Genomic DNA, 21,373 nt, shown 5'->3' with positions numbered 1-21,373 from the left:
AGCTGAGCAAACACGGCGCCCGACGTGGTGGTGAACGATCTCGCCGAGCTGATCGAGGGCCCGTGATCCGGCATCCTGCCTTCCAGGTCCGGCCCTGGAGCCTGGTGGAAAGCGCTCTGGACCTTGCGGTGCTGGCCCAGACCGAGTCACTTTTCGCGCTGTCCAACGGTCACATCGGCTGGCGCGGCAACCTCGACGAGGGCGAACCGCATGGCCTGCCCGGCAGCTACCTGAACGGCGTCCACGAGCTGCGCCCGCAGCCGTACGCGGAAGCCGGCTTCGGCTATCCGGAGTCCGGCCAGTCGATTCTGAACGTCATCAACGGCAAGGTGATGCGGCTGCTGGTCGACGACGAGCCCTTCGACATCCGGTACGGGGAGCTTCGCGCGCATCGCCGGGAGCTGGACTTCCAGACCGGGATTCTGGATCGTACGGTCGAATGGGAGTCGCCGGCCGGCCAGGTCGTCCGGGTCAGCTCGCAGCGGCTGGTGTCCTTCCCGCAGCGGGCGATCGCGGCGATCCGCTACCAGGTCGAGGCGGTCGACACGGCAGTGCGGATCGTGTTGCAGTCCGAGCTGGTCGCCAACGAGCAGCTGCCGGTCGCCGCGAACGACCCGCGATCGGCCGCGGCGCTCGGAAAAGCGCTGATCCTGGAGGACGGCGGCAGCCTGGACGCGGCGGGCTACCTGGTGCACCGGACCGAACGCAGCGGCATCCGGGTGGGTGCCGCGATGAACCACGAGGTCGACGGGCCGGCGGACACGTCGATGGAGTCGACCACGTTCCACGACGTGGCCCGCACGATGGTGTCGGCCACGCTCGCGCCCGGCGAGCGGCTGACAGTGGTGAAATACGTGTCGTACGGCTGGTCCGGGACCCGGTCGCTGCCAGCCATCCGCGACCAGCTGCAGGCCGCTCTCACGCTGGCCCGCAAGTCCGGCTGGCCGGGTCTTTGCGAGGCACAGCGAGAATTCCTCGCTGGCTTCTGGAGCAACGCGGACGTACGCCTGGATGGCGACCTGGAGTTGCAGCAAGCGGTCCGGTTTCGGACTTTTATGTTCTGCAGGCATCCGCGCGCGGCGAGGGACGGGCGGTGCCAGCGAAGGGGCTGACCGGTCCTGGCTACGACGGGCACACGTTCTGGGACGCCGAGACTTTCGTGCTCCCCGTCCTCACGTTGACCTATCCGGCGGCCACCAAACACGCCCTGCGGTGGCGGCACAGCACCCTGCCGGCCGCGCTGGAAAGGGCGCAGCAGCTCGGATTCGCCGGCAGCGCCTTCCCATGGCGGACCATCGACGGCGCGGAATGCTCTGGATACTGGCCGGCCGGCACGGCCGCTTTCCATATCAACGCGGACATCGCGGCCGCCGTACTGAACTACTGCCGGGTGACCGGCGACGCCGACTTCATGTCCAGCTACGGCATTGAGCTGCTCGTCCACACCGCGCGGCTCTGGTCGTCGCTGGGGCCATCGCGGCCGGGACGGCCGGTTCCGGATCGACGGGGTGACCGGCCCGGACGAATACAGCGCGATCGCCGACAACAACGTCTACACCAACCTGATGGCGCAACAGAACCTGCGCGCCGCGGCCGAGGTGGCTCGCAAGTTTCCGGTACGCGCAAAGGAACTTGAGGTCTCCGCGCTGGAGATCGCCGGCTGGGCGGACGCGGCGGCCACGATGTACGTGCCCTACGACGAAAAACTTGGGGTGCACCCACAGTCCGACGGCTTCACCGGCCACCAGCCGTGGGATTTCGAGAAAAACGACTGCTATCCGTTACTGTTGCACTATCCGTATTTCGACCTCTACCGCAAGGCCGTGGTGAAGCAGGCCGACCTCGTACTGGCCATGCAGCACCGGCCAGACGCCTTCACCGACGACGAAAAGACCCGGAATTTCGCTTACTACGAAGCGATAACAGTAAGGGACTCCTCTCTTTCGGCCGGCACCCAGGCGGTGCTGGCGGTCGAGGTCGGGCAGGTGGAACTGGCGTACGCGTATGTGGGCGAAGCCGCCCTGATGGACATCGACGACCTGGAACACAACACCGCCGACGGCCTGCACATCGCCGCGCTCGCGAGCGGCTGGACCGCGCTGGTCGCCGGTTTCGGCGGCCTCCGGGTGACCGACGACGGCGTGTGTTTCGCGCCACGGTTGCCACCTGGGCTGGACGGCTTCGCTTTTCGGGTGTGCATAAGGGAAACACCGATCCGCGTCGAAGTCGGCGCCGAGTCGGCCACCTACACCGCGCTGGACGGCGACCAGATCACTATCCGCCACCACGGCACGGTCCAGGACCTGCTACCCGACACCCCGGTCTCGCTGCCCATCCCACCCGCACCGCCCACCCGCCCAGTGCACCAACCCGCCGGCCGCTCCCCGCAGCCCCGCCACCTCCGGTAGCGCCTTTGTCCGCAACGCCCGTTGCTTGCGACTCGCGCAAGCAACGGGACTACGGCGAGGTCACGCGAGGCTGCCGCGGAGGGCGGTGATGCGGTCGACGGCGGCGGTGAAGTCGGCGGCCGGGAGTTGGCCGGACTGCAGGGCGTCGGCGAGTGCGGTGGTGGCCTGCTGGCCCTGGGTCACGTCCTGCGCCGAGCACAGCACCAGATCCATGCCGGCCTGCGCGGCCAGCACGCTGCGTTGCCCTGTCGTGCCGTACGACTTGAGGGCGCCGGCCTCGATCGCGTCGGTGATTGTCACGCCCCGAAAGCCCATGTGAGCACGCAGTTCGTTCTGTACGACGGTGGTCGACAAGCCGGCGGGTCGGTTCGCGTCAAGCGCCGGGTAGACGGCCCACGAGGTCATGATCAGCTTGACGCCGGCGGTGATGGCCGCACCGTAAGGCACCTCATCCGCGCCGCGCAGCGTCGACATCGGCACGTTGAGGGTGACCGGCCCGAGGTCGGTGTTCTGGCTCTGGGTGGCCGCGCCGAGCCCCGGGAAATGCTTCGCGGTGGCGGCGACCTTGAGCGCCTGCTGAGCGACGATGAAGTTCTTGCCGAGCGGCCCGACCTTCGCCGAGTCCTGGCTGTAAGAACGGCCATACTCGTCGATGAAGTTGCCCGGCGTACGGAAAACATCGAGCACCGGCGCGAGGTTCACGTTCATGCCGACGCCGTGCAGGGTGTTGGCCGCGCCGGTGCCGGCCTGGCTGGCCAGCGCGAGGCTGTTCGAGGACGCGCCGATCTGCTTTTCCGACAGCGACGGCTCACCGGGCAACCGGCGGACCTGGCCGCCCTCCTGGTCCGTCATCAGCAGCAACGGCTGCGAAACCGGACTTTGTTGCTGCGCCTGGACCAGTTGCGTGATGACCGAAGCGATCTGGCTGGGACTGGAGATGTTCGGCTTGAAGAAGATCACCCCGGCGGCCTGGCCGGCCTTGATCGCCTGCAGGAGCGCCGCGGGCGGAGTGAGGCCCGCGTACGAGTAGATGATCCGCTGACCAGCCTCCTGTTGAACTGTCAGATGGACCTTCGGACGTGTCGTGGCGCTTGCGTCGTGCGCCGGAGAACTGGCGAACGTACAGGCCGCGACCACCGTCAGGGCCGACGCCGATGCGATTACCCACCGTGCCCAATGCCGTGTCATGGGGCTATTAAAGCGGGTAATTGACTCACACAAAACCTGTGTCTGCCGAAATATACAAACATTTATTCACATTTTACTGTCCACATCGCCCCATCAGGGACAGCGCACGGACGGGACATACACTCCGGGAGTGACCGCTTCCGTCGTACGAACGCCTGTCGCGGTCACCACATGGCGGCCGGAGCTGCCGGTGGACGTACGGATGACGCTCGGCTCGATGGTGCGTGGCGGCGCGGACCCGTGCCATCGGTACGCGACCGACGGGTCGTTGTGGCGCACCAGCCGGATGCCCGCCGGGCCGGCGACTTTCCGGCTCACCCAGCGCGGCCTGCACGAGGTGACCTGTGAGGCCTGGGGCCTTGGCGCAGAGGAGGTCGTCGCCTCGCTGCCGGACATGCTGGGCGGCCGGGACGACCCGGCCGGCTTCGACCCGCGCCATCCACTCCTGCGTGACGCGTACGCGCGCCATCCGGGCCTGCGGGTGCCGCGGACCGGGCGGGTGATGGAAGCGCTGATCCCGGCGATCCTCGAGCAAAAGATCACCGGAAAGCAGGCGCACAGTGCTTTTCGTTGGCTGCTGAGAAAGTACGGCGACGCCGCGCCGGGTCCGGCGCCGGCCGGCATGGTGGTCATGCCCACTTCCGAGCAATGGCGGCATATTCCGTCGTGGGACTGGCACCGGGCCGGCGTCGAACCGCCCCAGTCGCGGACGGTGGTGACCTGCGCGCGGGTCGCGAACCGGCTGGAGGAATGCGTTGGTTTGCCGATGGAAGACGCTTATCGTCGAATGCGGTCCATTCCCGGGGTAGGGCTGTGGACGGCCGCCGAGGTGGCCAGCAGGGCGCTCGGCGACGCCGACTCGCTGTCCGTCGGTGACTATCACACCTGCAAAATCGTGGGATACGCCTTGACTGGCAAGCCTTTGGACGACGACGGCATGGTCGAGCTGCTGGAATCGTGGCGTCCGCATCGCTATCGGGTCGTACGACTGCTGGAACTGACGCCGGCCGCCCATCCGCCGCGCCGGGGGCCGCGGATGACCATCCAGGATCACCGACGGCACTGAACCAGGCCGTTGAGGATCACCTTTCGTACGGCGGCGAACTCGGCATCGATGGTGGGGATGGTCCACCGCCAGGAATGCAGTGGACTGCGGAAAACCACGGTCGCGTCGAACACCGCCTGCGCGGCGGTGGATGGATCCGTTTCGGCGAACTCACCGCGGCCGATCCCGTCCACGATGATGGTCGTCAGCTGCGCCACCAAATCACGCAAATGTTCGACGACGGTTTCGCTGGAATGGTCGGCCAACACCGCATAGGTCGCGAACAGTGCGGGGTCCGCTGCCGCTTTTTCCTTTCTTTGCCAAGAAGAGAGCGAGCAGCCAGCGGTCCAACCGGTCCGCCGCCGGACCATCTCGCTCGACGATCTCGGTGAGCCCGGCGCACGCGTGGTCCAGCCAGCGCCGGGTGACCGCCTCGCGCATCGCCGTTTTGCTGGGAAAATGCCGGTAAACACTGCCGTGGCTGACATTCAACTCGCGGGCCACGTCGACCACGGTCGCCTTTCCCGGCCCGTACCGGCGAAGCACGTCCTCAGTGGCTGTCAGGATCTGCTCCGCCGTCAACGCGGTCTCATTCACTTTTCGCTGTCCAACATGGCCATCGACGCCGTCGGGTAGCGGTCCCCGGCCGCCGCGCCGGCCGGGATGGCCTTCTCGATCCGCTCCAGATCGTTGGCGTCCAACGAAATGTCCAGCGCGGCCAGCGACTCGGCCAGTCGGATACGCCGGCGCGTACCGATCACCGGCACGATGTCGTCACCGCGATGCAGCGCCCACGCGATCGCGATCTGCGCCACCGTCGCCTCCTTGGCCTGCGCGACGACGCGGAGTTCATCGACCAGCCGGAGATTGTGGTCCAGGTTCTCGCCCTGGAACCGCGGGCTGTGAGCACGGAAATCGCCGGAGCTGCCGGCCGAATACTGCCCGGAAAGCAGGCCACGGGAAAGCACCCCATACGCCGTGATGCCGATGCCCAGCTCCCGGCAGGTAGGCAGGATCTCGTCCTCTATTGCGCGCGACAGCAGCGAATACTCGATTTGCAGGTCCACGATCGGGTGCACCGCCTGCGCCCGCCGAATCGTCTCGACGCCGACCTCGGAAAGCCCGATGTGACGGATGTAGCCAGCGTCCACCAGTTCGGAAATGGCGCCGATCGTCTCCTCGACCGGCACCGCCGGGTCCAGCCGGGCCGGCCGATAAATGTCGATGTAGTCCACGCCGAGCCGGTTGAGGGAATATGCCACGAAATTCCGGACCGCGGCCGGCCGCCCATCGAACCCTCCCCAGCCGCCGCCTGGCCTGCCCAGCATGCCGAATTTGACGCTGATCACCGCGTCTTCGCGGTGCCGCCCCTTCAGCGCCCGGCCGACCAGCAGCTCATTGTGGCCCCACCGTAAAAATCGCCGGTGTCGAGCACCGTCACGCCAGCGTCCAGCGCCGCGTGGATCGTGGCCACGCTCTCGTCGTCGTCAGCGGACCCGTAAACGCCGGACATCCCCATGCACCCGAGCCCGACCGCTGATACCCGCGGCCCATTCGTACCCAATCCACGCTTCTGCACAGCCGCCTCCTGGTGATGATCTGTCACCAGCATCGCATAACAACTGACAGATTTCAATCTCTGTCAGTTGTCACGCGGCGGGATGTCAGAAGAGGGCGTTGAGAGTGGCGTACGGGAGGCCGTCGGCGAGAGTGTCGTACGTGCCGGAGGTGACCAACTCGGTGGCGGCTTGGCTGGTCAGGGCATACGCGGCCTGGGCGATCGCCTGGCCGACGCTGACCCTGGCCACCCCGAGGTCGGCGAGTTCGCCGACGGTGAGCGCGCCAGGGCCGACCATCACGTTGAGCGGCCCGGCGATGCCGTTGACGAGCTTGCCAATGGTGGTCGCGTCGGCGGCTCCCGGCACGAAGATGCCGTCGGCGCCGGCGGCCAGGTAGGCCTGCGCCCGGTGCAGGGTCTCGTCGACGGTGCCGGCGCCGAACAGGTAGACATCGGTACGGGCATTGACAAAGAGGTCCGATCCGGCCGCCTCTCGGACGACCGCGAGGCGAGCGCTCTGGTCCTGGACGCTGAGCAGCGCCCCCCCGAGGCGCTGTCCTCGAAGTTCACCCCGACGGCACCGGCCGCGACCACCGCGCGTACGACCGCGGCCAGCTCGTCGAGGTGCTGGCTGTAGCCGCCTTCGATATCAGCGGTGACCGGCACGTCGACCGCGTCGCTGATGCGCGCGATCGCCTCGATCGCGGACGTACGGTCGAGGTTCCCACCGTCCGCCGCGCCCAGGCTCCAGGACACCCCGGCACTGGTGGTCGCGACCGCCGCCGCGCCGGCCCGTTCGACCAGCCGGGCGGACGCCACATCCCATGCGTTGGGCAGCACCAAAACCGGCCCGCTGTGCAGGTCGCGAAAAATCCTGGCTTTGTCTCGCTGATTCATTTCGTGGTTCTCCGGTCCAGAAAAGGCACCGCGCTTTCCAGCGCGGTGCCAAGTTTTTCAGAGACTGACGAGTAGTTCGTGGTCGATTTCCACAAACTCCACGATCAGGTCGGCGAACTGGCCGGCGATCAGCTCCTTGTACGCGGCCGAGCCGGTGTGGGCATCGTACGCCGCTTGGTCGGCGAAATGCTCAACGAAGAGCAAATAGTCCGGCCGGGCCGGATCCCGGTAGACCCGGAACGACCGCAACCCGGGCTCCTGCGCCGGGCCCTTGGGCGCGAACTCCTGGACGATGGCCTCGGCCGCGGCCTGGTTACCGGGCTTGAGTTCGATGGGAAACACCTTGATAAGCACGGAAATCCTTTTCGGTTTGGCGAACTGCTGACAGCGAGAAGCATCGTCTCGGGACCGGCCGAAGTCTCGCCACATTCGGACACGATGACGATGTCCGAATACGGCTAGCGCGCCGGCCGTCGTACGCCTATACCTGAGAAACGTGACGACATATTCGGCGGTGGTGACCACTGGGATCTACTGCCGGCCCGGGTGCGGCGCGAAGCCGCTGGCCGAGAACGTGCGGACCTTCGAGCTGGCGGCCGCGGCCGAGGTGGCCGGTTTCCGGGCCTGCCTGCGCTGCCGGCCCTATCGAGTGGCCGGCCCCATCAGCACCGATTCGCCGGAGTTGGTGTGCCGCGCGGTGCAGCTCATCATCGACGGCGCACTGGACGACGGCACCGAGGCGGATCTGGCTGCCCGGCTCGCCTTGTCGGCACGGCATTTGCGGCGGATTTTCCTCGCCCACCTCGGCGTCACGCCCGACCAGCTGGCTCGCTCCCGACGCGCCCACTTCGCTCGCCGAATGTTGGACGACTCCGACCTGACCGTCGCGGAAGTGGCTTTCGCGTCCGGTTTCGGGAGCCTACGCCAGTTCAACCGGGACATTCGCGAAGTTTCGTTCCTCACCAAAAGAACTACGCAACCGCCGACGCCGGTCCGACCGGCTCGCGGCCGATGGCGGACTCACCCTGCGGCTGCCCTTCCAGCCGCCGTACGACTGGGACAACGTCCAGGTTTTCCTTGCGGAGCGGGCCATTCCCGGAGTGGAGTCGGTGCAGGACGGCGTCTACCGACGTACGATCAGCCTCGACGGCGGGCCAGGTGTGCTGGAAGTGCGGCCCGGCAACGAAAGTTGTCTGTTGTTGCAGGCCCACCTGCCGTACTGGGAAGGCCTCATCCACGTCGTCGAACGCGCTGGCCGGATGGTGGGGCTCGCCGACCCGACGACCGGCCCGGGTGCTTGGGGCGCGTTCGAAATCGCCGCACATGCGATCGTCGCGCAGCACTGCGGCCTCGCGCGGGCACGTACCCGGATGGGCACCCTGACCCGGCACCTCGGCCAGCCGGTCGGCGGCCTCACGCACGGCCTCACGCACCTCTTCCCGTCCGTCGCCGACCTGGTGGCCGGCGCCGACCTCACCGCCGTCGACCTCCCCCGCCGTACGGCGCAGACGCTGCGGTCCCTCGCCACCGCGGTCGCTGCCGGCACGGTGGTGCTTGACTGCGCCCTGCCGCTGCCCGACCTCGTACGTACGCTCACCGCCGTCAGCGGCCTCGGCGTACCAGCCGCCCACCACATCGCCACCCGCCTCGGCCACCACCTCCCCTAACCCGTCCCACTCTCGCCGTGGTTACGCGAGCAGAGGTCAGTCGCTGAGAGTGGTGATGAGGGACAGGAGGTGCTGGGCGGAGGAGTCCCACGAGAAGGCGGCGGCGCGGGTCCGGCCGGCGATAGCGAGGGCGGCGGCGGGCGGGCCGGTGCAGTGACGGATTGGACGGCCGAGGCGTACGAGCGAGGTGAGTCCGGGTCGAAGAAGGCGGCCGCGTCGGCGGCGACCTCGCGGAAAAAACTGGGAGCTCGCTGCAGACGACCGGGGTGCCCAGCGCCATCGCCTCGATGATCGGCAACCCGAAGCCCTCGTCTTTGGAGGCGGTGACCAGCGCGGCGGCGGATTTGAGCAGCTGGTGATAGTCCTGATCGCTGATGCCATGCCAGAAAACCACCTCGGCACCGGCGGGTACGAGTGCGCGCAGCTGCGCTTCGCGCTGCGGCTTGATCCGGCTGACCAGATGCAAAGTGTGGCCGGGCAGAAATTCCAGGCCCGCGACCAAAGTCTCGACATTCTTGTATTCCATGAAAGACCCCATGTAGACCAGGTCTTTCGTCGGCTCTACCGCGGCCGTGCCACCCAACCCGGGCTGCGGCGCGTTGTAGACAACCTCGACTGGGCGGCGAGTCAGCCGGTGCTCAAGAATGAGATCGCGGCTGGTCGAGGACACCGTGGCGACCGCGTCCGCGCGGTTGAGCAGCAGCCGTTGTGGCGTGTACGTCAGGTGATAAAGCCGCCAAATGAGCTGCACCGGCAGCGGAAGGAAACCCGGCGGCTGACGATGCCGGTAGTAGATCAGGTCATGCAGGGTGAGGATAAGCTTGAAGCGCCGGCCGAGGCTGCCGATCACCTGCATGGGACTGAAAACCACGTCGGCGCCGAGCTTGTTCAGCTTGCTGGAAAAGAAAAACTCGCGGACCGAGATCGGGTTGTTGAGCTGCACGTACGGCACATCCGGCAACAGCGCGAGCTGTCGCTGGTCGTGGATGATCATGGTCACTGGGTGGATCCGGCTGAAAGCCTCCAGCAGGCTGGCACCATAACGGCTGATGCCGTCGTGGGTGTCCATCCGCGTCCACCGCGCGTCAAAGAAGACATTCACGATGATGCCAGGAATTCACGGATCAACGCGGCCGCGGCGGCTGGCTTTTCGTAGTGGACGAGGTGACCGACCCCGGAAATCGTACGCAGCTGGCCATCGGCCAACTGCGGCAACAACCAGCGTTGGCCAGCCGGCGGCGCCATCCGGTCCCGCTCGCCGGCGATCAACAACGTCCGCATCGAAATGCGGCGGCATAATCGCCGACGCCCGCTTCGCCGACCTCGGAAAAGGCCTCCACCAACAGCTGGCGATTGTGGAAATCGCTGAAATGCAGTAAATGCCGGCGGTGAATGTCCTTGCGTAGCTCACGATCGCGGGTGACCGCCATCGCCGCGCTCATCGAGAGCGTGAAAGCCTTGCTGGCCAACAGAACGTGACCGGCACGGGGTGGCGCGGCGGCCGCGAGGCGATAATACGCGGAAGCGAGCCGCAACCCGAGCCGACCCGGTCCGCCACGCGCCGGCACCGGCGTCGCCAACGAATTGACCAAAATCAACGAACTCACCAGCGATGGCTCGGTGGCCGCGATGCGAGCGGCCACGATGGAGCCGAAGGAATGTCCGAGCAGCACCACTGGCCCGACCGCCAGCTGCCGGATCAGGCCCGCGATGACCGTCGCATAGCCGGCGACATCGTGCTTGCGGCCCGGCATCGGCGGCGAGGCACCAAAAAAACTGGCAGGTCCGGGCTGACCACCTGGAATTCCGACAGGTTTCCGGCGATCAGCTCCAAACCCTGGTGGGTGCCGCGAAAACCGTGCACCATCACGATCACCGGCGAATGACCGTCCAGGCGCGGAGTCGGATAATACGTCCAATAGCGCACCTGCGCACCATCCACGACCGCGGTCGCCGGCACCGAGGCCCGTACGCCATCCGCCCTGGGCACAGCCGGGACGGTGGTCACCTGGCCCGGCCGGACAGCCGGGCCAGCTGGCTGCGCAGGCTGATCCGGGCGGCCGGCTGGAGCGCGGCACGGGAGACACCGGAACCGGCGATCAGCTGCTCGACCAGGTCGGCCGGCGAGCCGTCGATGACCGCGCGGTAGATGTCTTCGAAGGTGCTGAGCACGGTGGCGATGTCGTGGCTGGCGATGATCCGGCTGCTGGCGGCACCGAAGGTGGCCCGCAGCAGGGGGTCGCCGAGCAGCTCCTGCAACCGGCGAGCGAGGCCGTCCACGTCACCGGGCTCGAAGAGCCAGCCGTTCTCGCCCGGGCGTACGAGGTGCGGCAACGCCATCGCGTCGGCGGCGACGACGGGCTTGCCCGACGACATCGCCTCCATGGTGGCGATGCTCTGCAGCTCGGCGATGCTCGGCATGCAGAACACGTCGGCCGCCGCGTACGCGTCACGGACTTCCTCGTCGGTCACCAGGCCGGTGAAGTGCACCCGGTCGGCGAGCCCCAGCTCGGCGGCCAGTGCCTGCAGCGGCTGCCGGCAGGCACCGCTGCCGACCACGGTCAGGTGCGGCGGCTCGGGCAGCTCGATCCGGCCGAGCGCCCGGATCAGCTCGTCGATCCGCTTTTCCTCGTCGAGGCGACCGACGAACGTCACCATCGGCGGCCGCGGCTCCGGATGTGCTGCCTTGAACTCGTCGGCGTGGCGCTTATAGACATCGACGTCGATGCCGCAGGAGACCGGGATCGCGATCGCCGGGAAGCCGTTGTCGTGCAGCAGCTCGACCGCCCGCGCGGTCGGCGCGGTGACCACCTGCGCGCGGATGTAGCGCCGGATCACCGACCGCCACAGGTGCCGGCCGGCCATTCCCCGTACGAAATGGGGCAGGTGCAGCGAACCGTAGAGGTTCTCCGGCATGAAGTGGTTGGTGGCGACCACCGGGATGCCGCGCTTGGGCCCCTGGCTCAGCAGCGCGCTGCCGAACAGGAAGTGCGACTGGATGTGGACCACGTCCGGCTTGACCGTGTCCAGCAGCCGAGCGGTGGCCGGATGGATCCGCCAGACCGGGGTGAGCCGGAAGGTGGGGTGGAACCAGGTCGTCGGGTACGAGCCGATCCGATGCACCGTGACGCCGTGGTAGTCGGTCACCTCGTCGTGGATGGTCCGCGACGGGCACACCACGTGCACCTCGTGGCCGCGCTCGACCATGCCGCGGGCCAGCCGGGAACCGAACCGGGCGGCGCCGTTGATGTCCGGCGGGAAGGTGTCGGCGGCGGCGATCAGGATCCGCAGCTTGCGTTCGGTCAGCCCGAGCAGCGCGGCGGTCGCCAACGACGACGATCCGGTGGGCTCGTCCTTGTGCTCCAGCCGGCGCAGCCGCTCCGGGTGGTAGCGGGCCAGGATCGCCACCCCGACGCAGGCCGCCAGCGCGCCGACGACCTCACCGGTGATGATCCACACGTTGTTGCGTACGCCTTCACCGAGCACCCCGATGCCCAGGCCCACCGCGACCAGCGGGTCGACCACGGTCAGGCACGCGACGACCAGGTCGGGCGGACCGCTGGAATACGCCAGCTGCAACATGATCACGCCGACGACCACCAGCGACAACACCAGGAAGAGCACGGACAGCAGCGGGATGCCGGTGATGCCCTCGGTGCCGAACCCCTGCATGATGCTGCGCATCTGCAGTGACACATAGCCGTATCCGATGCCGGCGCCGGTGGCCAGCGCCACGCACCGCACGTTGCCCTTGGCCAGCAGACTGACCAGGCAGAGCACGCCCAGCCCCAGGCCGACCAGCTGGGTGGCCCGGGTCTCGGCGTCCGCACCCACCACGGTGGAGGTCGCGCCGTTGGCCGCGACCAGCACGAACAGCAGCAGGCCGGCGACCGTGGCCACCATCCCGGCGGTGGCCCGGTGACCGAGCCGGCCGCGGCTGGATCGCGCGTACAAAAGCACGGTCAACGGCAACGCGAGCGCACCGACCGGCTGCACGATGGTCAGCGGCGCGAACCCGAGCGCGAGCAGATGCGAGACGACCCCACCGACGATCACCGTGAGACCGAGCAGCCACCGTGGTGTCCGCAAGAGGTGCAGGAGACCGGCGGCACCAAGCTTGTTCTCGCCGCTGACCTCCCCGACCGCGCCGTGCTGCAACCAGGCGCCGGCCGCGTAACAGCACGCGCCGAAGGCGGCCAGGAGAATGGCGACACCAGTGATTGCGGTCATCTGCGGCTACATCCGTACCGGGCGGCGGTCGTCATCGTCGACTTCATGTTCACTGCCCCAACTTTGCCTGGTTATGAACAACCGGTGACAACCTAAGGTCGCCATCGGTCGGGACTTCACGTTGGCGACACCTAAGGCGCGAATTAACCTTATGCCCGGGACGCTGAGACGTAGCTGAGCGACTGCTGAGAATTCGCGCCACGGCCAGCCTCCCCACTGCCCGGCCGTTCAGCGGTGAATCGGCTACATCGCCGAACCGGCTCTACAACAGAGAATAGGCCAAACCACCCCCGGTCTCGCCACCCGGAGGTGCTACCCCGCACTACCCCTAAAGGTGGAGAGTCCGCTGGTCAATCATCCTTGAGACTAAGTATGTCCACTCTGGACGCCGGCCGGGAATGAGGTTAACGACGAATTCACCAGCATTCCCCAACAAAATTGTCAGCTGCGATCAACGGACTCCGGCGGCAGCGGTTGGCGTTCCATGCCCCGGCGGTGGAAGAACGCACCCATCGAGCCGGCTACCGTGGCGACCACGGTGATCGCGTAGAACTCCAAGATGAGGTCGATCACCCGGGCCGCCGGGCTGATCGGGTTGGCGAGGTTGGACGACACCGTCAGCAGCTGCCCGGTCGTCCAGAACAGCGCGTCACCGTACGAGTGGATCTGGCTACCCTGCGCGCCCATCTCGACAAACATGATCGGCACGCTCGCGACGAGGTCCACCACCACACTCAGGATGAGCAGGAAGCCGAGCCGCTCGCGTAGATGCAGATGCGTCGGGCTGGTCCCCCGGATGACGTGGTAAATCTCCCGAAACGCCCGTCCCATCAACCCCACCACCGGCATCCGCCCAGTATGGACTTCGCCGCGGCCTACTCCGGCAGCAGCGTAACGCCTCAACGTGTTGCGGCAGTACGACCGTGAAGTGACGCAGGTCAAGGGTGGCGACTTCACGCACGCCGAGTCGCTCGGCCAGTGCGATTACGGAGGCATCCGTGGTGCCCAGCGGCAAGTCGCCATACTGCGCGACCAGCTCAGCCATCCGCGCGTAGTACTGCTGCGCAGTTCAGCTGTTTCGAAGTCCCCTTCAGACAAGGCGCCCAGAAACGCGGCCTCGGCCCGCGGCCCGGCTTTGGTTGCCAAGAGATATCCCACCTCAGCAACTACGGTCGTCGGCATGATTAGCCTGCGGTTGGCCAGGTGCATGCCGGTAAACAGTTCGACACATCGATGATGATCCGCGTCTTTGAACAATGCGGCCGCCACCAGCGGGCCGGTGTCGCAGATGAGCACACTTACCGACCGAAGCCCTCAGCAAGGACGTCTTCGCTGCGGGCTGCGATGTCGGTGCCGTCACCGGGGGCTATACCGAACCAGGCCGGCGGCCATTGGCGCGCGGGACGCAACCGCCCGCGGACCTCTTCAAGCGCCTTGGGTACCTGCTCGTCCGGCAACTCCTGGACCAGGCGAGCCAGCTCGTCGCGTTCGCCACTCATATTCGCGAGTTTACCGCCTTCAGCCCTGATCCGGGGTGAAGGTATGGACGACGCGAGGGCGACGTTGTGGGGTGAGAAACGGGGCATTCCGACCCTGAAACGTCACCCTCGCGAGGGTGGTCAGGGGGTGGGGAGGTGGATGGTGAAGCGGGCGCGCCGCCTTCGGGGGCGGTGCTGGCGGTGATGGTGCCGCCGCCGAGCGTACGACGAGGCCGCGGACCAGGGCGAGACCGATGCCGGTGCCGCCGGGGCGTTGTCCGCGGTAACGCTCGGTCAGCACCGACTTCTCGAAGGCCACCGCGAGGTCTTCCGGGTTCAGGCCGGGGCCGCCGTCGCGGACTTCCAGCACCGCGGAACCCGGTTCGACGCGCAGCGCGATGACCATCATGGCGCCGGCGGGGGTGGCGCGCAGGGCGTTGTCGGCGAGGCCGTCGACAATCTGCCGGACACGGCCCGGATCGGTGCGTACGACGACAGGTGAATCGGCTGCCTCCAACCGGAAAACCAGCCCGGCGGCAGTGCAGCGAGCGGACCAGACCTGGGCGGCGGCGCGGACGACCTCGGCGAGGTCGGTGGGCGCGTGGTCGATCCGGAAGTCCTGGGCCTGCAGCCGGGCGAGGTCGAGCAGGTCGCCGATCAGCCGGTCCAGCCGCTGCGCCTCGGTCAGCATGATCTGGCCGGTGCCTACCGCGTCGTCAGCAACGCCATCGGACAGAGCCTCGGCGAACCCGCGGATGGTGGTCAGGGGCGTACGCAGTTCATGTGATACGGAAAGCAAAAAGTCGCGCTGCCGGCGCTCGCTCACCTCCAGCGCACCGGCCAGCGAATTCACCGCTTCGGCCACCGAGGCGACCTCGACCGGGCCGCTCGGCGTCACCCGTACGGACCGCTCGCCAGCCGCCATCCGGCGGGCGCCAGCTGAGGTCAACCGCAGCGGTCTTGCCAGTCTTCGGGCCAAAAGTACGCCGGCGGCGACGGCCACCAACAGGCCGGCGAGGGCGGCGACCAGCTCTCGCCACAGGAACTCGTCCTGATCCTTTGGCGCGAGGCTTGCCACTTGTACGAGCGCGAGCCCGCCGCCGTCGTCCAGCGGCCGGCCTTCCACGTACGAGCGCTCACCATCGACCGTCTCGACCCGGGAAAATGCCTGCCCAGCCAGCAAAGCCTTCATGTCAGCGGCCGGCAACACCTCGCGCGCGCACCTCGCCGCCGGGCAACGCGATCGTCAGTTTGGTGCCAGCCTTGGACAACAGCTGGCGCACCTTCGCCGAGGCGGTGCGCTGCGGGTTCAGGCCGGCGACCAGGGTGGCCTGGCGGGCCAACTGGCGGCGGGCCTGAGTTTCCGCGGCGGACCGGATCAGCGGGTACGAGACGATCGCGGCGACCAGCAGGCACACCACCGCGACGGCCGTGGTGACCAGGCCGATCCGGAAACCGAGCGTCTTCAGTGTGGGCAGTGTCCTCATGGGCGGTCGACGCCGTAGCCGACGCCACGGAAAGTACGGATCGGGCACGCGTCGCCGAGTTTGGAGCGCAGCTGGGCGACATGCACGTCGACCGTACGACTGCCCGGCCCGGCGTGCCCCCAGACCTGCGCGAGCAGCTGCTCGCGAGAGAAGACCTGGCCGGGCCTGCGGAGCAGGTGCGCGAGCAGGTCGAACTCGGTCGCCGTCAGCTCCACACCGGCCTCCCCGACCCGCACTCCCCGACCGGCCACATCCGTGCTGACCAGGCCATTCGTCAGGATGGGCGGCGGCCAGGCGTCGGCGCCGCGCCGCAGGACCGCCTTGACGCGGGCGACCAGCTCCCGTGGCGAGAACGGCTTGGTCAGGTAGTCGTCGGCGCCCATCTCCAGGCCGAGGATCCGGTCGGCCTCGTCGTCACGCGCGGTGACGAACAGGATCGGCGTCCGATTGCCATCCGCGCGTAGCGCTTTGCAGACCTCCAGTCCATCCAGCTCGGGCAGCCGGATGTCGAGCACGATCGCGACCGGGTGCAGGGTACGAGCCGCGGACAGCCCGGACCGGCCATCGGCGCAAATGTGCACACCGAATCCGTCCCGGCGCAGATACATCCGCTGCAGGTCGGCGATCGGCCGCTCGTCCTCGACCAGCAGGACGAGCCCCTTGCTGGACTCCGTGGTCACGGCGTGAGCGTACGCACGGCCGTCACAGGAACGCGAGCTGTTGCCGGCCGGCGCCCAGGATCTGGCCCGGATCGGTGCCCAACACCTTGCCGACCAGCGTCGCGTACACATCCCGGAAGTCCGTCGTCGCGGCCAGGTCACCGTCGTCCAGTTTCGCGAGGCTTGGTTCGTCGCCGTAGAAGCCGCCGGCGACTGGTTCGCCAGCAATGAAAACCGGGCCGGCGGTGCCGTGATCGGTGCCCTGGTTGGCATTCGCGGCCACTCGGCGGCCGAATTCGGAATAGACCGCGACCACGACCTGCTTTCCCTTGACCTTGCCGAGGAATCCGTTGACCGCGCTGTCCAACTCACCGAGCAGCTTGGACTGGGTGCCTTTTTCGTTGGAGTGCGTGTCAAAACCGCCCAGGCTGCTGACGCTGTACGCACGAGTGGGCGCATTCGCCGCTATACATCGCGCCACCACGTCGAGTTGCGCGCCCAACGCGCCCTGCCCGCCGCCGGAGTTGCCATCGGTGGGCCGCTCCGGGTCGTCCGGCGGCTCCGACTTCGCGGTGTGTGCGGCGGCGAAAGTTTGTTCCACCCGGAGAAGATCCGTCATCGAGCCGGCGGCCCGGGCTTCCAACGCCGGGTCGGCCGGGTCGGTCCGACCCATCGACTGCACCGGCGAATGCAGGGCTGACGGGATGGTGATGCCACCGAGCGGCAGCGCCGCACCGGCCACCTCGGCGCCGGCGAGCAGCGGCGGCGGCAGCGTCGACCCGATCGCGATCGCTTTCAACGGATCCCGGCCGTTCGCGTCCAGCCACCGGCCCAGCCAGCCGGTGGGCAGCGGGCTGGTCGGCGAGGCGGTCTGCCAGATCGCCATCGAGCGAAAGTGGCTGTGATCCGGCTTCGGATAGGACACTCCACGTACGATCGCCAGCTTTTTGCTGTCCCACAACGTTTTGAACCCCTTCATCGACGGGTTCAGACCGAGCCCGTCGGCGAGCGGCAACACGTCCTTCTCCTCGTACGCGAGATCCGTCCGCGAGCTGTGATAAACCGGATCGCCGGCCGGTATGACCGTGTTCAGCCCGTCATTTCCGCCGTAAAGCGTGACAAGAACGAGCACCGAAGCGTCGCCCGGCAGTGGATTCGCCTCCGCCGCGGCCATCACCTCATGCAGCGTCACCGCGGTGGCGCCGCCCACCAGCGCGACACCGGCGGTCACTCCGCTCGCGAGCAGGAACTTGCGGCGTGTCAACGTGTCCATGGTTCCCCTTCAGCGACTGACGATGTATTCGGGCGCGGCCAGCGCCAGCGTGAGAAGCTCGGCCGGATCGCTGGCAGCGCTGGAAAGCACGCCCTGGGTACGAGCGGTCCAGGCATCGACGCCGAGCATCGCGGCCACGTACGCGGGCCGCTGGCTGACGCTTTGCGCCGACAGCGCCTTGAGATCGGCGGCCTTGGCCAGCGACTCGGCGAGCTTGATCCGAGCCTGCGCGGCCGACGTGGTCAGCCAGGCGCCACCGGTCGGCCAGCCGCCGACATTCGGCGGATCGAACGGCACCTGTCCCAGCCCGGCCAGCCCCCGAAGCAGGCCGGACTGGAGCTTCTTGTCCCACTGTGGACGGACGCAGTTTCAGGTCACGGAACATCCCCACGGCGTAGTCGATCGGTTGTTTTTCGATCACGCTGTCCGCATCGAGAAAGGCCGGATCGCTGAAGATCGCCCGAAACATCGCGGTCAGGTCGCGTTTTGGCCCGTACGCACTGGTGATCCGGGCCAGGCTGGACGCGCTTGGCGGGGTAGGAGCGACCAACCACCCCCACATCCGAGTGGCCAGATAAGGCGCCGAATCGGGCCTGCTGACCAGCAGATCCACCAGGGTCTGGTCGGTGAAGTCCGCGGTCGTGCCGAGAATCGTCTGCGGCCCGCTGGCGTGTCGCTGCGCGGCAAAAGTCGCGGTCATGATGGCGGCCTTGCGATCCACTCGCCACCCGGTCAGCGCCTGCGCGGCCTGCCGCACGTCATTTTCCGAGTAGTGCCCGACTCCGAGCGTGAAAAGCTCCATCAGCTCGCGGGCGAGGTTCTCGTTTGGCGCCTTCGCGGTGTTGCCGCTCGCGTCCAGCCAGATCATCAGCGCCGGGTCGCGTACCATTTGCTTCGCGAAAGCCCCGAAATCCGCGCCACCGAGCTGCCGCTCGGTCTGGTTCTGTGCCACCATCGCGGCCGGCGACTTCACCTTCTTCACCGAGGTCGCCCAGTGCCCGTGCCAGAGCAGCGTGCGCTTCTCCACCCACGGCTGGTCGGCGGCCACCATCCGATCCAGCCACCACAGCACCAGCTGCTCGGTCTGCGCCTTCAGCTGCTTCGCGTACGTCTGCCGAGCCGCCTTGTCCCCCTTCCCCGGCGCGGTGAGTGCGGCGAAAACTCGGAGGCTGCGTGCCGGTCGATGGTGGGGCGGCCAGCACGCGATCCACAGTCGCCGCGAACCCGCTGGTCACCGCCGCATCGACGGCCTGGCCTGGCGCGTTGAAGCCGGTCCGCCGCAGCAACCGGCTGACTGCCGCTCTCGCGCTGATCTGAGCTCCCATGCCGCCCACTCTGGCGCCCGAATGTTCGAGGAATGCAAAGAACGGATTCGTGCCAGGTCTGGGTTTGGACGCAACCTCCCACCTACCGTCGTGCGTCTAGACGATGAGGGGCCAAGGCCCTGATCCCAGCCGGCCGCGGGTACCCCAACCCCAACCCGCGGCCGGCTGGCAGAACCTGGAGTGCGCAAACACGACCCAAGAGTCAGGCAGCCGTGGGTCTTGGCGACCTGGGGTTGGGAAACGCGACCTAGAGTCGAACCATGCAGCACCTCGTCGTCAAGGGCCGGCGGCCCGAACCCGGGCAGGTGGTCGCGGCCGGCATCATCGCGGCGGTGGTGGTGTTCGCCGGCGGCTTCGCCGCGGTGCTGCTGCACTCGATCCGCCAGGCCAGCGGGATAGCGGACTGGGACCGGCCTGTTCTCGGGTACGCGCTGGGCCACCGGACCGGCCCGCTGACCAGCGTGTTCGAACTAGCCACCAGCCTCGGCGCGGGCGTAGGGCTGTATGTGGTCGCGCTCGTGGTAACGGCCCTCGCGAGCTGGCGGCTGCGCTCGCTGTGGCCGGTCGCGCTGGTGGCGGCTACCCTGACCGGTGCCGAGATTTCCAGCAATATGGCCAAACTCCTGATCCACCGGGCACGGCCGCCGGAGCTGGACTGGCTGACTCAGGTGACTGGGTATGCGTACCCGTCCGGCCACACGCTGCTGTCGGTCGCGACGTACGGCGTGCTCGCCTACCTCGGGTGCCTGATGGTACGGGCGCGCTGGGCCCGGATCGCGGTGGTGGCGGCCGCCGCCGCGCTGGTGCTGATGATCGCCACCAGCAGGCTCTACCTGGGCGCGCATTTGGCTGACCGACGTGCTCGGCGGCTTCCTGTTCGGCGCGGCCTGGCTGACCGTCATCCTCGCCGTCGTGTTCCTCACCGTGCGCGACTGACCCCGAAAACGTCACCCCCGCAAGGCTCCATCCCCACGCGAAGGTGACGTTCCCGAGGCCGGTTACCCGGCGGCGCGAACGGCGAAAACTCAGCCGAGCCATTCTTCGGCGATCAGCTGGTGCGAGCGGACCCGGTCCGCGTGGTCGTACGTGATGGTGGTGATCAGCAGTTCGTCCGCGCCGGTGGCGGCTCGTACGACCGCCAGCTTCGCGGCGACGGTCGCCGGCGAGCCGACCAACTGGGTGTCGACTCGGTCGGTGACCAGCTCGCGGTCCTCGTCGGTCCAGTTGTACGCGGCGGCTTCGGCGGCCGACGGATACGAGCGAGCGCCCTTGCCGCTGCGAATCGCCAGCACCCACAGTCCGTACGGCGCCGCCAGCTCGGCGGCCTTCGCGTCCGTCTCTCGGGCGACGACCACGTCCGCGGACACCACCACATACGGCTCGGACAGCCACTGGGAGGGCCGGAACGCCGACCGGTAGGCATCGATCGCGGCCAGCACCCCAGCCGGCGCCACGTGGTACGCGGCCGCGAACGGCAGGCCGAGCTTGCCGGCCAGGATCGCACTTTCCCCGCCGCTGCTGCCCAGAATCCACGGCTGCACGTCGGCGCCCTCACCGGGAACCGCATGCGCCTGCACGCAGTCGCCGGATTTGTACGTACCAGCAAGGAAAGCGAGAATGTCGTGCACCGAGTCCGCGTAGTCGACCGGGGTCGAGCCGGGCAGGTGCAGCAGGCTGTTTTCCAGCGCGAGCTTTCCCGACCGGGCCGCCCGGCCGATCGGAAAAGGTCCCGGGACCAGCAGTCCGTCGATGACTTTCGGCTCCTGCTTGGGCGGTTCCGGGATTTTGACACCTGGCGGTGGCGGCTTGCGATGGCCCGAACGCCCGAGGCCGAGGTCGATCCGACCGGGATAGAACGCGGCCAACGTGCCGAATTCCTCCGCCACCGACAGGGCCGTGTGGTGTCCCAGTTGAATGGCGCCGGCGCCGACCCGGATCCGGCTGGTCGCGGCCGCCACCTGGCCGATCAGCACCGCGGTCGCCGAAGAAGCCACGCCGGTCGCGATGTGGTGCTCGGCGAGCCAGTAGCGGTGAAAGCCAGCTGCCTCGGCTTTTTGGGCCAGCTCAACGCTGTTGCGGACGGCATCGCGGGCAGTCCCGCCAGCCGGCACCGGCGACAGATCGAGAATGGACAGTGGAGTACGGGTCATCGGACTCT

General features: G+C 67.7%; 22 protein-coding genes and 4 pseudogenes. 6 read left to right on the top strand and 20 right to left on the bottom strand.

The genetic code is table 11. The annotated features are described in order from the left end of the window. Positions 1 to 62 precede the first annotated feature (62 nt). Positions 63 to 2,408, top strand: a pseudogene (locus tag GNX96_RS14060) (glycoside hydrolase family 65 protein). A 60-nt stretch (positions 2,409 to 2,468) separates the two neighbouring features. Here the strand turns inward: GNX96_RS14060 and GNX96_RS14055 are convergent. Next, on the bottom strand, positions 2,469 to 3,545 hold the full coding sequence (locus GNX96_RS14055; RefSeq protein WP_279580304.1) for a glycoside hydrolase family 3 N-terminal domain-containing protein: 1,077 nt from the start codon (positions 3,543 to 3,545) through the stop codon (positions 2,469 to 2,471). A gap of 181 nt (positions 3,546 to 3,726) precedes the next feature. Here GNX96_RS14055 and GNX96_RS14050 point away from each other — a divergent pair, with 181 nt between their 5' ends. Continuing rightward, positions 3,727 to 4,662, top strand: a complete 936-nt coding sequence (locus GNX96_RS14050) for a DNA-3-methyladenine glycosylase family protein (protein WP_163568426.1) — start codon at positions 3,727 to 3,729, stop codon at positions 4,660 to 4,662. Here the strand turns inward: GNX96_RS14050 and GNX96_RS51670 are convergent. The 5 genes and pseudogenes from GNX96_RS51670 to GNX96_RS14030 all read right to left on the bottom strand — a co-directional run bounded on the left by GNX96_RS51670 (position 4,647) and on the right by GNX96_RS14030 (position 7,450). Continuing rightward, positions 4,647 to 4,910, bottom strand: coding sequence for a hypothetical protein (locus GNX96_RS51670; RefSeq protein WP_279580303.1), 264 nt, complete (start codon positions 4,908 to 4,910; stop codon positions 4,647 to 4,649). The two genes, GNX96_RS14050 and GNX96_RS51670, sit on opposite strands and share 16 nt — an antisense overlap. Beyond that, positions 4,864 to 5,223 carry a TetR/AcrR family transcriptional regulator gene (locus tag GNX96_RS51665; RefSeq protein ID WP_279580302.1) on the bottom strand — a complete coding sequence of 120 codons (360 nt, stop codon included), beginning with the start codon at positions 5,221 to 5,223 and terminating at the stop codon, positions 4,864 to 4,866. Before GNX96_RS51665 ends, GNX96_RS51670 begins: the two co-directional genes overlap by 47 nt. 11 nt (positions 5,224 to 5,234) lie before the next feature. Beyond that, positions 5,235 to 6,253 (bottom strand): annotated as a pseudogene (locus GNX96_RS14040) (aldo/keto reductase). Between the two features lie 52 nt (positions 6,254 to 6,305). After that, positions 6,306 to 7,096, bottom strand: a pseudogene (locus GNX96_RS14035) (isocitrate lyase/PEP mutase family protein). A 57-nt stretch (positions 7,097 to 7,153) separates the two neighbouring features. After that, on the bottom strand, positions 7,154 to 7,450 hold the full coding sequence (locus tag GNX96_RS14030) for a putative quinol monooxygenase (RefSeq protein WP_163568425.1): 297 nt from the start codon (positions 7,448 to 7,450) through the stop codon (positions 7,154 to 7,156). 142 nt (positions 7,451 to 7,592) lie between these two features. Between GNX96_RS14030 and GNX96_RS63470 the strand changes: the two are divergent. Together GNX96_RS63470 and GNX96_RS51655 are read left to right on the top strand one after the other, a co-directional pair. Then, positions 7,593 to 7,988 (top strand): annotated as a pseudogene (locus GNX96_RS63470) (Ada metal-binding domain-containing protein); the annotation flags it as partial. A gap of 133 nt (positions 7,989 to 8,121) precedes the next feature. Continuing rightward, complete coding sequence (locus GNX96_RS51655; protein ID WP_313885672.1) at positions 8,122 to 8,763, top strand: AlkA N-terminal domain-containing protein; 642 nt, start codon at positions 8,122 to 8,124, stop codon at positions 8,761 to 8,763. On the opposite strand, the gene GNX96_RS14020 is transcribed toward GNX96_RS51655, so the two are convergent. The 13 genes from GNX96_RS14020 to GNX96_RS67205 all read right to left on the bottom strand — a co-directional run bounded on the left by GNX96_RS14020 (position 8,699) and on the right by GNX96_RS67205 (position 19,097). Then, positions 8,699 to 9,832 carry a glycosyltransferase gene (locus GNX96_RS14020; protein ID WP_279580300.1) on the bottom strand — a complete coding sequence of 378 codons (1,134 nt, stop codon included), beginning with the start codon at positions 9,830 to 9,832 and terminating at the stop codon, positions 8,699 to 8,701. The two genes, GNX96_RS51655 and GNX96_RS14020, sit on opposite strands and share 65 nt — an antisense overlap. A gap of 29 nt (positions 9,833 to 9,861) precedes the next feature. Next, positions 9,862 to 10,044 (bottom strand): alpha/beta fold hydrolase, encoded by a 183-nt coding sequence (locus GNX96_RS14015; RefSeq protein ID WP_163568424.1) that lies wholly within the window; start codon positions 10,042 to 10,044, stop codon positions 9,862 to 9,864. Beyond that, entirely contained in the window at positions 10,029 to 10,517 is a 489-nt protein-coding gene (locus GNX96_RS14010) for an alpha/beta fold hydrolase (protein WP_163568423.1), read from the bottom strand. Before GNX96_RS14010 ends, GNX96_RS14015 begins: the two co-directional genes overlap by 16 nt. Then, complete coding sequence (locus GNX96_RS14005; protein ID WP_163568422.1) at positions 10,463 to 10,771, bottom strand: alpha/beta fold hydrolase; 309 nt, start codon at positions 10,769 to 10,771, stop codon at positions 10,463 to 10,465. Before GNX96_RS14005 ends, GNX96_RS14010 begins: the two co-directional genes overlap by 55 nt. Further along, positions 10,768 to 12,993, bottom strand: coding sequence for a glycosyltransferase (locus GNX96_RS14000; protein WP_163568421.1), 2,226 nt, complete (start codon positions 12,991 to 12,993; stop codon positions 10,768 to 10,770). Before GNX96_RS14000 ends, GNX96_RS14005 begins: the two co-directional genes overlap by 4 nt. Positions 12,994 to 13,434: 441 nt before the next feature. Further along, on the bottom strand, positions 13,435 to 13,824 hold the full coding sequence (locus tag GNX96_RS13995) for a hypothetical protein (RefSeq protein WP_163568404.1): 390 nt from the start codon (positions 13,822 to 13,824) through the stop codon (positions 13,435 to 13,437). A gap of 153 nt (positions 13,825 to 13,977) precedes the next feature. Continuing rightward, entirely contained in the window at positions 13,978 to 14,289 is a 312-nt protein-coding gene (locus GNX96_RS13990) for a type II toxin-antitoxin system VapC family toxin (RefSeq protein WP_279580299.1), read from the bottom strand. A 2-nt stretch (positions 14,290 to 14,291) separates the two neighbouring features. After that, a complete protein-coding gene (locus GNX96_RS13985; protein WP_163568420.1) occupies positions 14,292 to 14,492 on the bottom strand; it encodes a hypothetical protein in 201 nt (66 codons plus the stop codon). Positions 14,493 to 14,511: 19 nt separating this feature from the next. After that, complete coding sequence (locus GNX96_RS13980; protein ID WP_279580298.1) at positions 14,512 to 15,678, bottom strand: sensor histidine kinase; 1,167 nt, start codon at positions 15,676 to 15,678, stop codon at positions 14,512 to 14,514. After that, the gene (locus GNX96_RS13975) at positions 15,665 to 15,958 is read right to left on the bottom strand and encodes a hypothetical protein (protein WP_163568418.1); all 294 of its coding nucleotides are present in this window, start codon (positions 15,956 to 15,958) and stop codon (positions 15,665 to 15,667) included. Before GNX96_RS13975 ends, GNX96_RS13980 begins: the two co-directional genes overlap by 14 nt. Further along, on the bottom strand, positions 15,955 to 16,638 hold the full coding sequence (locus GNX96_RS13970) for a response regulator transcription factor (RefSeq protein WP_163568417.1): 684 nt from the start codon (positions 16,636 to 16,638) through the stop codon (positions 15,955 to 15,957). The genes GNX96_RS13975 and GNX96_RS13970 overlap by 4 nt, the downstream gene beginning before the upstream one ends. A gap of 22 nt (positions 16,639 to 16,660) precedes the next feature. Further along, a complete protein-coding gene (locus GNX96_RS13965) occupies positions 16,661 to 17,890 on the bottom strand; it encodes a DUF1501 domain-containing protein (protein ID WP_163568416.1) in 1,230 nt (409 codons plus the stop codon). Beyond that, entirely contained in the window at positions 17,796 to 19,097 is a 1,302-nt protein-coding gene (locus tag GNX96_RS67205) for a DUF1800 family protein (RefSeq protein ID WP_279580372.1), read from the bottom strand. Before GNX96_RS67205 ends, GNX96_RS13965 begins: the two co-directional genes overlap by 95 nt. Here GNX96_RS67205 and GNX96_RS51650 point away from each other — a divergent pair. Together GNX96_RS51650 and GNX96_RS13955 are read left to right on the top strand one after the other, a co-directional pair. Next, on the top strand, positions 19,064 to 19,207 hold the full coding sequence (locus GNX96_RS51650) for a hypothetical protein (RefSeq protein WP_279580297.1): 144 nt from the start codon (positions 19,064 to 19,066) through the stop codon (positions 19,205 to 19,207). The genes GNX96_RS67205 and GNX96_RS51650 overlap by 34 nt on opposite strands. A 268-nt stretch (positions 19,208 to 19,475) precedes the next feature. Then, on the top strand, positions 19,476 to 20,198 hold the full coding sequence (locus tag GNX96_RS13955) for a phosphatase PAP2 family protein (RefSeq protein ID WP_163568415.1): 723 nt from the start codon (positions 19,476 to 19,478) through the stop codon (positions 20,196 to 20,198). Between the two features lie 42 nt (positions 20,199 to 20,240). Here the strand turns inward: GNX96_RS13955 and GNX96_RS13950 are convergent, their stop codons facing one another. Next, the gene (locus tag GNX96_RS13950; RefSeq protein ID WP_163568509.1) at positions 20,241 to 21,365 is read right to left on the bottom strand and encodes an LLM class flavin-dependent oxidoreductase; all 1,125 of its coding nucleotides are present in this window, start codon (positions 21,363 to 21,365) and stop codon (positions 20,241 to 20,243) included. Positions 21,366 to 21,373: the final 8 nt, after the last annotated feature.

The sequence above is a fragment of the Fodinicola feengrottensis genome, assembly GCF_010993775.1.
GTDB lineage: Bacteria > Actinomycetota > Actinomycetes > Mycobacteriales > HKI-0501 > Fodinicola > Fodinicola feengrottensis.
This window is presented reverse-complemented; position numbering and strand designations above follow the sequence as displayed.

Bases quoted from the DNA above. Each gene is read 5' to 3' on its own strand.
- GNX96_RS13955 (WP_163568415.1), top strand. From the start codon at position 19,476: ATGCAGCACCTCGTCGTCAAGGGCCGGCGGCCCGAACCCGGGCAGGTG.
- GNX96_RS13985 (WP_163568420.1), bottom strand. From the start codon at position 14,492: ATGAGTGGCGAACGCGACGAGCTGGCTCGCCTGGTCCAGGAGTTGCCG.
- GNX96_RS13995 (WP_163568404.1), bottom strand. From the start codon at position 13,824: ATGGGACGGGCGTTTCGGGAGATTTACCACGTCATCCGGGGGACCAGC.
- GNX96_RS13975 (WP_163568418.1), bottom strand. From the start codon at position 15,958: ATGAGGACACTGCCCACACTGAAGACGCTCGGTTTCCGGATCGGCCTG.
- GNX96_RS14020 (WP_279580300.1), bottom strand. From the start codon at position 9,832: ATGGACACCCACGACGGCATCAGCCGTTATGGTGCCAGCCTGCTGGAG.
- GNX96_RS14010 (WP_163568423.1), bottom strand. From the start codon at position 10,517: ATGCCGGGCCGCAAGCACGATGTCGCCGGCTATGCGACGGTCATCGCG.
- GNX96_RS13965 (WP_163568416.1), bottom strand. From the start codon at position 17,890: ATGGACACGTTGACACGCCGCAAGTTCCTGCTCGCGAGCGGAGTGACC.
- GNX96_RS14000 (WP_163568421.1), bottom strand. From the start codon at position 12,993: ATGACCGCAATCACTGGTGTCGCCATTCTCCTGGCCGCCTTCGGCGCG.
- GNX96_RS13950 (WP_163568509.1), bottom strand. From the start codon at position 21,365: ATGACCCGTACTCCACTGTCCATTCTCGATCTGTCGCCGGTGCCGGCT.
- GNX96_RS14015 (WP_163568424.1), bottom strand. From the start codon at position 10,044: ATGCGGACGTTGTTGATCGCCGGCGAGCGGGACCGGATGGCGCCGCCG.